Annotated in this window: 6 protein-coding genes; 1 reads left to right on the top strand and 5 read right to left on the bottom strand. The window is 72.4% G+C overall.

What is annotated here, in order from left to right; all coding sequences use genetic code 11:
• Positions 1 to 190: 190 nt before the first annotated feature.
• The gene (gene hpxZ, locus K206_RS0104010) at positions 191 to 568 is read left to right on the top strand and encodes an oxalurate catabolism protein HpxZ (protein WP_029043207.1); all 378 of its coding nucleotides are present in this window, start codon (positions 191 to 193) and stop codon (positions 566 to 568) included.
• 33 nt (positions 569 to 601) lie between these two features.
• On the opposite strand, the gene K206_RS37455 is transcribed toward hpxZ, so the two are convergent.
• From K206_RS37455 to K206_RS37445, 5 genes are all read right to left on the bottom strand, one after another.
• Positions 602 to 958, bottom strand: coding sequence for a hypothetical protein (locus tag K206_RS37455; RefSeq protein WP_020201124.1), 357 nt, complete (start codon positions 956 to 958; stop codon positions 602 to 604).
• The gene (locus K206_RS0104000) at positions 955 to 1,812 is read right to left on the bottom strand and encodes a fumarylacetoacetate hydrolase family protein (RefSeq protein ID WP_020201123.1); all 858 of its coding nucleotides are present in this window, start codon (positions 1,810 to 1,812) and stop codon (positions 955 to 957) included. Before K206_RS0104000 ends, K206_RS37455 begins: the two co-directional genes overlap by 4 nt.
• On the bottom strand, positions 1,800 to 3,206 hold the full coding sequence (locus K206_RS37450; protein ID WP_155887939.1) for an MmgE/PrpD family protein: 1,407 nt from the start codon (positions 3,204 to 3,206) through the stop codon (positions 1,800 to 1,802). Before K206_RS37450 ends, K206_RS0104000 begins: the two co-directional genes overlap by 13 nt.
• Positions 3,207 to 3,220: 14 nt before the next feature.
• Positions 3,221 to 4,219: a tripartite tricarboxylate transporter substrate binding protein gene (locus K206_RS0103990; protein WP_020201121.1), complete on the bottom strand. Its 999-nt coding sequence runs from the start codon at positions 4,217 to 4,219 to the stop codon at positions 3,221 to 3,223.
• A gap of 195 nt (positions 4,220 to 4,414) precedes the next feature.
• A complete protein-coding gene (locus K206_RS37445; RefSeq protein ID WP_020201120.1) occupies positions 4,415 to 5,188 on the bottom strand; it encodes an IclR family transcriptional regulator in 774 nt (257 codons plus the stop codon).
• Between the last annotated feature and the right edge of the window lie 62 nt (positions 5,189 to 5,250).

Below are 5,250 nucleotides of genomic sequence, written 5' to 3'. Positions count from 1 at the left end.
TCCCCGCGCAAACGGCGAGCCGGCGCCGCGCGCGCCGCCGCCCCGGCAGCACGGCTGGTACGGACCGTGCTGTATGCCAGCACCTTCCACAGCCGGTTTCCCGGAAATCATGCAAAAGAGACAATCGAAGAAGAACGGGCGCCGCATGGCGCCCGCGGCCCCCCGGGCGCGCGCGTCGCGGCGCGCGCCGATGCGAGTCGACGACCCCGCCGTGATGGCGGAGGTCGCCGAGGCCGTAGAAGCCTATGAGCGCGCGCTGGTCGGCAACGACCTCGGCGCGCTCGGCCAGTGGTTCTGGCACGACCCGCGCACCCTGCGCTACGGCGCCGGGGAAAACCTGGTCGGCTACGCCGAGATCGAGGCGTTCCGCGCGGCGCGCCCGGCCGCCGGGCTGGCGCGCGAGGTGCTGTCCCGCCATATCACCACCTTCGGCAGCGCGTTCGCCACCGCCAGCCAGACCTTCCGCCGCGACGGCGAGGCGCGCGTGGGGCGGCAGACCCAGACCTGGGTGCGGCAGGCGCAGGGCTGGCGCGTGGTGGCCGCGCACGTCAGCTGGATGGACCGCTAGAGGCGCTCCGCCGCCGGCCGCGCCCGCGGCAATTCAGCGCGGCGGGCGCCGCCGCCGGATCCGGCCGACGCGGCGCATGGCCGCCCAGAACAGCGCGTTGAGCGCGGACGAGCCGCGCGCCACGCGCATGCATTCCTGCTCGCAGGCGGCGTCGAGCAGCACGCCGAACTCGGCCGCGCAGGCAAAGCACACCACCTTCTGGCGCGCGTTGGTGTTGGCGATCCAGGTTTCCAGCACGCGCGACAACGCCGCGCCGTGGTCGCCGTGCTCGCCATGACCGCCGCCGCCATGCCCGGCGCGCGCGGCGCGCCACGCCTGCGCGCCGGACGCCCGCACCTCGCGCCGCAGCGCGGCCAGCTCCGCGGCCAGCGAATCCCGCGGCCCGCTCACGCTTCCTGGCGCACCGGGTTGGACAGCGTGCCGATGCCGCCGACCTCGACCTCGACCACGTCGCCCGCGCGCATGAAGCGCGGCGGCTGGCGCTTGAAGCCGACGCCGCCAGGCGTGCCGGTGACGATCACGTCGCCGGGCAGCAGCGCGGTGAAGCTCGACACGTAGGCGATGATCTCCGGGATCGCGAAGATCAGCATGCTGGTGTCCGCCTGCTGCAGCACCTCGCCGTTGATGCGCGTCTCCAGCGTCAGCACGTCGCCTTCGCGGATCTCGTCGGTATCGGCCAGCCACGGGCCGAACGCGCCGGTGTCGGGGAAGTTCTTGCCCGGCGCCCACTGCGTGGTGTGGGCCTGCCAGTCGCGCAGCGAGCCGTCGTTGTAGCAGGAGAAGCCGAGGATGTGCGAGAACGCCTGCCCGGGCGCGATGCGCCGCCCGCCGCGCCCGATCACGATGGCGATCTCGCCTTCGTAGTCGAAGCGCTCGCTTTCGCGCGGGATCACCAGCGGCTGGCCGTGCCCGGTCTGCGAGCCGGCCAGGCGCAGGAAGATGGTGGGGAACGCGGTCTCGGCGCGGCCCGCCTCGACGCGGTGCTCGTGGTAGTTGAGGCCGACGCAGAAGATCTGGCGCGGATCGGCCACCACCGGGCGATACGCTTCGATGCCGTCGGCGCCGGCCAGCGGGAAGTCGGCGGCGTGGCGCGCGGCGAGGTCGCGCAGCGCGTCGGCGCCGTGCACGCGCAGCGCCTCGCCGAAGTCGAGGCCGCCGAGGCGGGCGGAAAGATCGATGACGCCGTCGCCGGCGAGCGCGCCGAAGCCCGCGGCCGCGCCGCGGGTGAAGCTCAGGAACCGCATGGATGCTCCGTTGATGTGTGGTGGTGGGTGCCGGGGCCGGCAAGTCCGCTCAGGACCTGCAGGCCGTTGGCGGATTGCCGCTCTAGCGACAGCAACTGGTCGAACAAGGCCTCCCCGCCCTCCCCGGCTCCGCCCGCCTGCAGGCAGTCGAGGAATTTCTCGCGCAGCATGGCCGGCGGCAGCGGGCGCCGCGCGTGGCCGAGCGCGTGGTGGACCGGCTCGCTGGCGTGCACGGCGCCGTCGCGCATGCGCACCACCACCTGGTCGGCGAAGGCGGCGCCGGGCGTGTCGGGGTCGTAGGCGCTGGCGAACGACACGTGCACGCGCCCGAACAGCGCCTGCACGGGCGCGCTGCGCACGAAATCGTCGTCGAGCTGCGCCATGCCGACCTTGCCCGCCACCAGCGCCGAGGCCACGGCGAACTCGATGCTGAACTTCGCCGCCAGCGCGTCGGCGGGACGGTGGTTGCGCAGCACGGTGGCGTGCTCGCGGCTCATGGTCACGTCGACGCTCGCCACCTCGGCTGGGTCTAGCGGCGCGCGCGCGAGCAGGGCCAGCAGCGCGTCGATGGCGCGGTGGGTGTAGTAGCAGGTCGGGTATTTCTTGAGGTTGAGGCCGCGCGCCTCGATGCGCCATTGCCGCCCGAGCGTGTCGGCCGGGCTTTCGCGGTCGACGTCGCCGGCCGGGGAAATCGCCGCCAGGAAACCCTGCGGATGCTCCAGCGCGTCGGGCGAGGCGGTGAAGCCGGCCGCGGCCAGCCGCGCCGACAGCACGCCGGCCTGCGCCGCGCGCCCGGCATGGAACGGCTTGGCCATCGAGCCGAAGTTGGACATCAGCCCCGCGCTCTGCGACGCGGCCAGCCCCAGCGCGTGGCTGGCCTGGCGCGCGTCCAGCCCCATCAGGCACGCGCACGCGGCGGCCGCGCCGACCGCGCCGAACACGCCGGTCGGGTGCCAGCCCTTCATGTGGTGGATGCCGGATTCGCGGTCGACCAGTTCGCCCCAGGCTTCGAAGCCGGCCACGTAGGCGTCCAGCATGGCCCGGCCCGAGGCGTCGCGCTGCTGCGCCAGCGCCACGATGGCCGGCACCAGCACCGCGCTCGGGTGGCCGCGCAGCGATACGTCGTCGAAGTCCAGCGCGTGGGCGGCCATGCCGTTGAGCAGCGCGGCCTCGGCGGCGCCGGTGCGCGTGGCGCCGAACCACAGCCGCGCGGGCCCGTCCGGCAGCGGCGCGAGCGCGCCGAACGCGGTGCGCACCGCGTCCTCGCCGCGGCCCGCGATCATGGTGGCGATGCTGTCGATGAAGCCGGTCTTGGCCACCGCGTGCGCGGTGGCCGGCGCGCCGCGCGCGGCCACGCCGGCGACGAATTCGCCGAGTTCGAGCGTCAATGCCATGATGGCTCCCCGCCTCAGTCGAGCTTGACGTCGGCCTTCTTCACCACGGCCGCCCACTTCGCGCTCTCGCTGCGGATCATGGCGCCGAACGCCTCGGGCGTCTTGGGGTCGATCTCCACGCCCTGCGTGCCGAACTTCTCCTTCAGGTCCGGCGACTGCAGCGCGGTGTTGACCGCCGCGTTGAGCTGCTTGACGATGTCGCGCGGCGTGCCGGCCGGCGCCACGATGCCGTTCCAGCCGATTGCCTCGAAGCCGGTCACGCCGGACTCGGCGATGGTCGGCACGTCGGGCAGCGCCTGGATGCGCTTGGCGGTCGTCACCGCGATCGGGCGCACCTTCTCGGCGCGCAGCAGCTGCAGCGCGGGCTCGATGCTGCTGAAGGCCAGGTTGACCTGCCCGGCCATGAGGTCGGTCAGCGCCGGCGAGCTGCCCTTGTAGGGCACGTGCAGCATCGCGGTGTTGGTCATCTGCTCGAACAGCTCGCCGGCCAGGTGCGCGGGGCTGCCGGCGCCGTAGGAGGCGAACGTCACGGCGCCGGGCTTGGCCTTGGCCGCGGCGATCATGTCGCGCACGTTGCGCACCGGATAGGCGTTGTTGGCCAGCACGATCAGCGGCACGCGCGCCACGAACGCCACCGGCGTGAAGTTCTTCTCGGTCGAGTAGTTCAGCTTGTAGAGGCTGGGGTTGATGGCGAACGAGCTGGCCACGTAGAGCAGCGTGTAGCCGTCGGCCGGCTGGCGCGCCACGATCTCGGTGGCCAGCGAGGTGTTGGCGCCGGGGCGGTTGTCGATGATGATGGTCTGGCCGAGGTTCTCGCCCACCTTGGCGGCGACCAGGCGCGCCAGCGAGTCCGCGCCGCCGCCCGGCGGATAGGGCACCACCAGCCGGATCGGCTGGCGCGGATAGCCTCCGCCCTGCGCGCTGGCCGCGCCCGGCAGCGCGAGCAGCGCCGCGCCGATGGCGAGGCCGGCCCGCAGGAGGCCAAGGGCCCGGTTCAGGTGCATGCGTTTCATGAGATGTCTCCTTCCATTAATGCCGCTTCTTCAGCTTCCGACGACACGGCCCTTGCAAGCGGCAAGACAAAGGGGTGGCCGGCGCGGGCATCGCTGTCCGCACGGCGGGATCGGGAAAACCGGCCGGAGGCCGGGGAAAATCGGGTATCGCTCGGGTATGGCCCGGATATCGCTCGGGTGCTGCCCCGCTATCGCTCAGTTGCCGAACAGGAAGCGGCGGATCGCGTCGTGCATCGCCGCCAGCGTCGGCCCGCGCAGCGCCTCCAGCTTGCTGGTGGGCAGCACCACGCTGATGGCCAGGGGCACGTCCCAGCCCTGCGACGGAATCAGCATCGCCACCGCGGAATTGCCGCGCAGCACGCCGTCCACGCTCTCGGCGAAACCGGTGCGCCGGCTGGTTTCCAGCTCGGCCCACAGCGCCTCGAAATCGACAGGTTCCTCATAATCGGTCTCCACCGCGTTGATATGGCGCACCAGCCGCTGCACCTCGTCGCGCGTCTTGGGAATCAGCAGCGTCTTGCCCACCGCCGAGCGGCACAGCGGCCGCAGCTGGCCCGGCAGCAGGTCCAGGTTGACCGGGCGCCCGGCCTCGGTGCGCACGTACTGCACCTGCAGGCCGTTCTGCATGCCCAGCCGCACGATGCGCCCGGTGGCCGCGGCCACCGCCTCGACCATGCGCCCAAGGTTCTCGCCATGCCGGAAATGGTGCTGCATCCACATGCCGAGGAACATCACGCGCGCGGTCGGGAAATAGGTCCGGTCGGCCCGCTGGTGCGTCAGGTAGCCGCGCTGCGCGAGCTGGTTGAGCAGCACCGAGGTGCTCGACTGCGGATAGCCGAGCCGCGCCGCCACGGTGCCCACGGTCAGCGGGCGCTGCTCGATCGAGAACAGCTCCAGCACCTCGAGCGAGCGGCTGAACGATCCGGTGCCGTCCGGTTTTTTCTTGTCCTGGTTCCCAGGCGCTGCCATGTCTGTGTCCCCGTTCCTGGCTTGGTTTTGCTCTTGCGGCTCCCGCGCCGGCCGCCGGCCGG

Source organism: Cupriavidus sp. WS (genome assembly GCF_000395345.1).
GTDB lineage: Bacteria > Pseudomonadota > Gammaproteobacteria > Burkholderiales > Burkholderiaceae > Cupriavidus > Cupriavidus basilensis_B.
The sequence above is the reverse complement of the archived record's forward strand: the minus strand, read 5'-3'. Positions and strand labels throughout refer to the sequence as shown.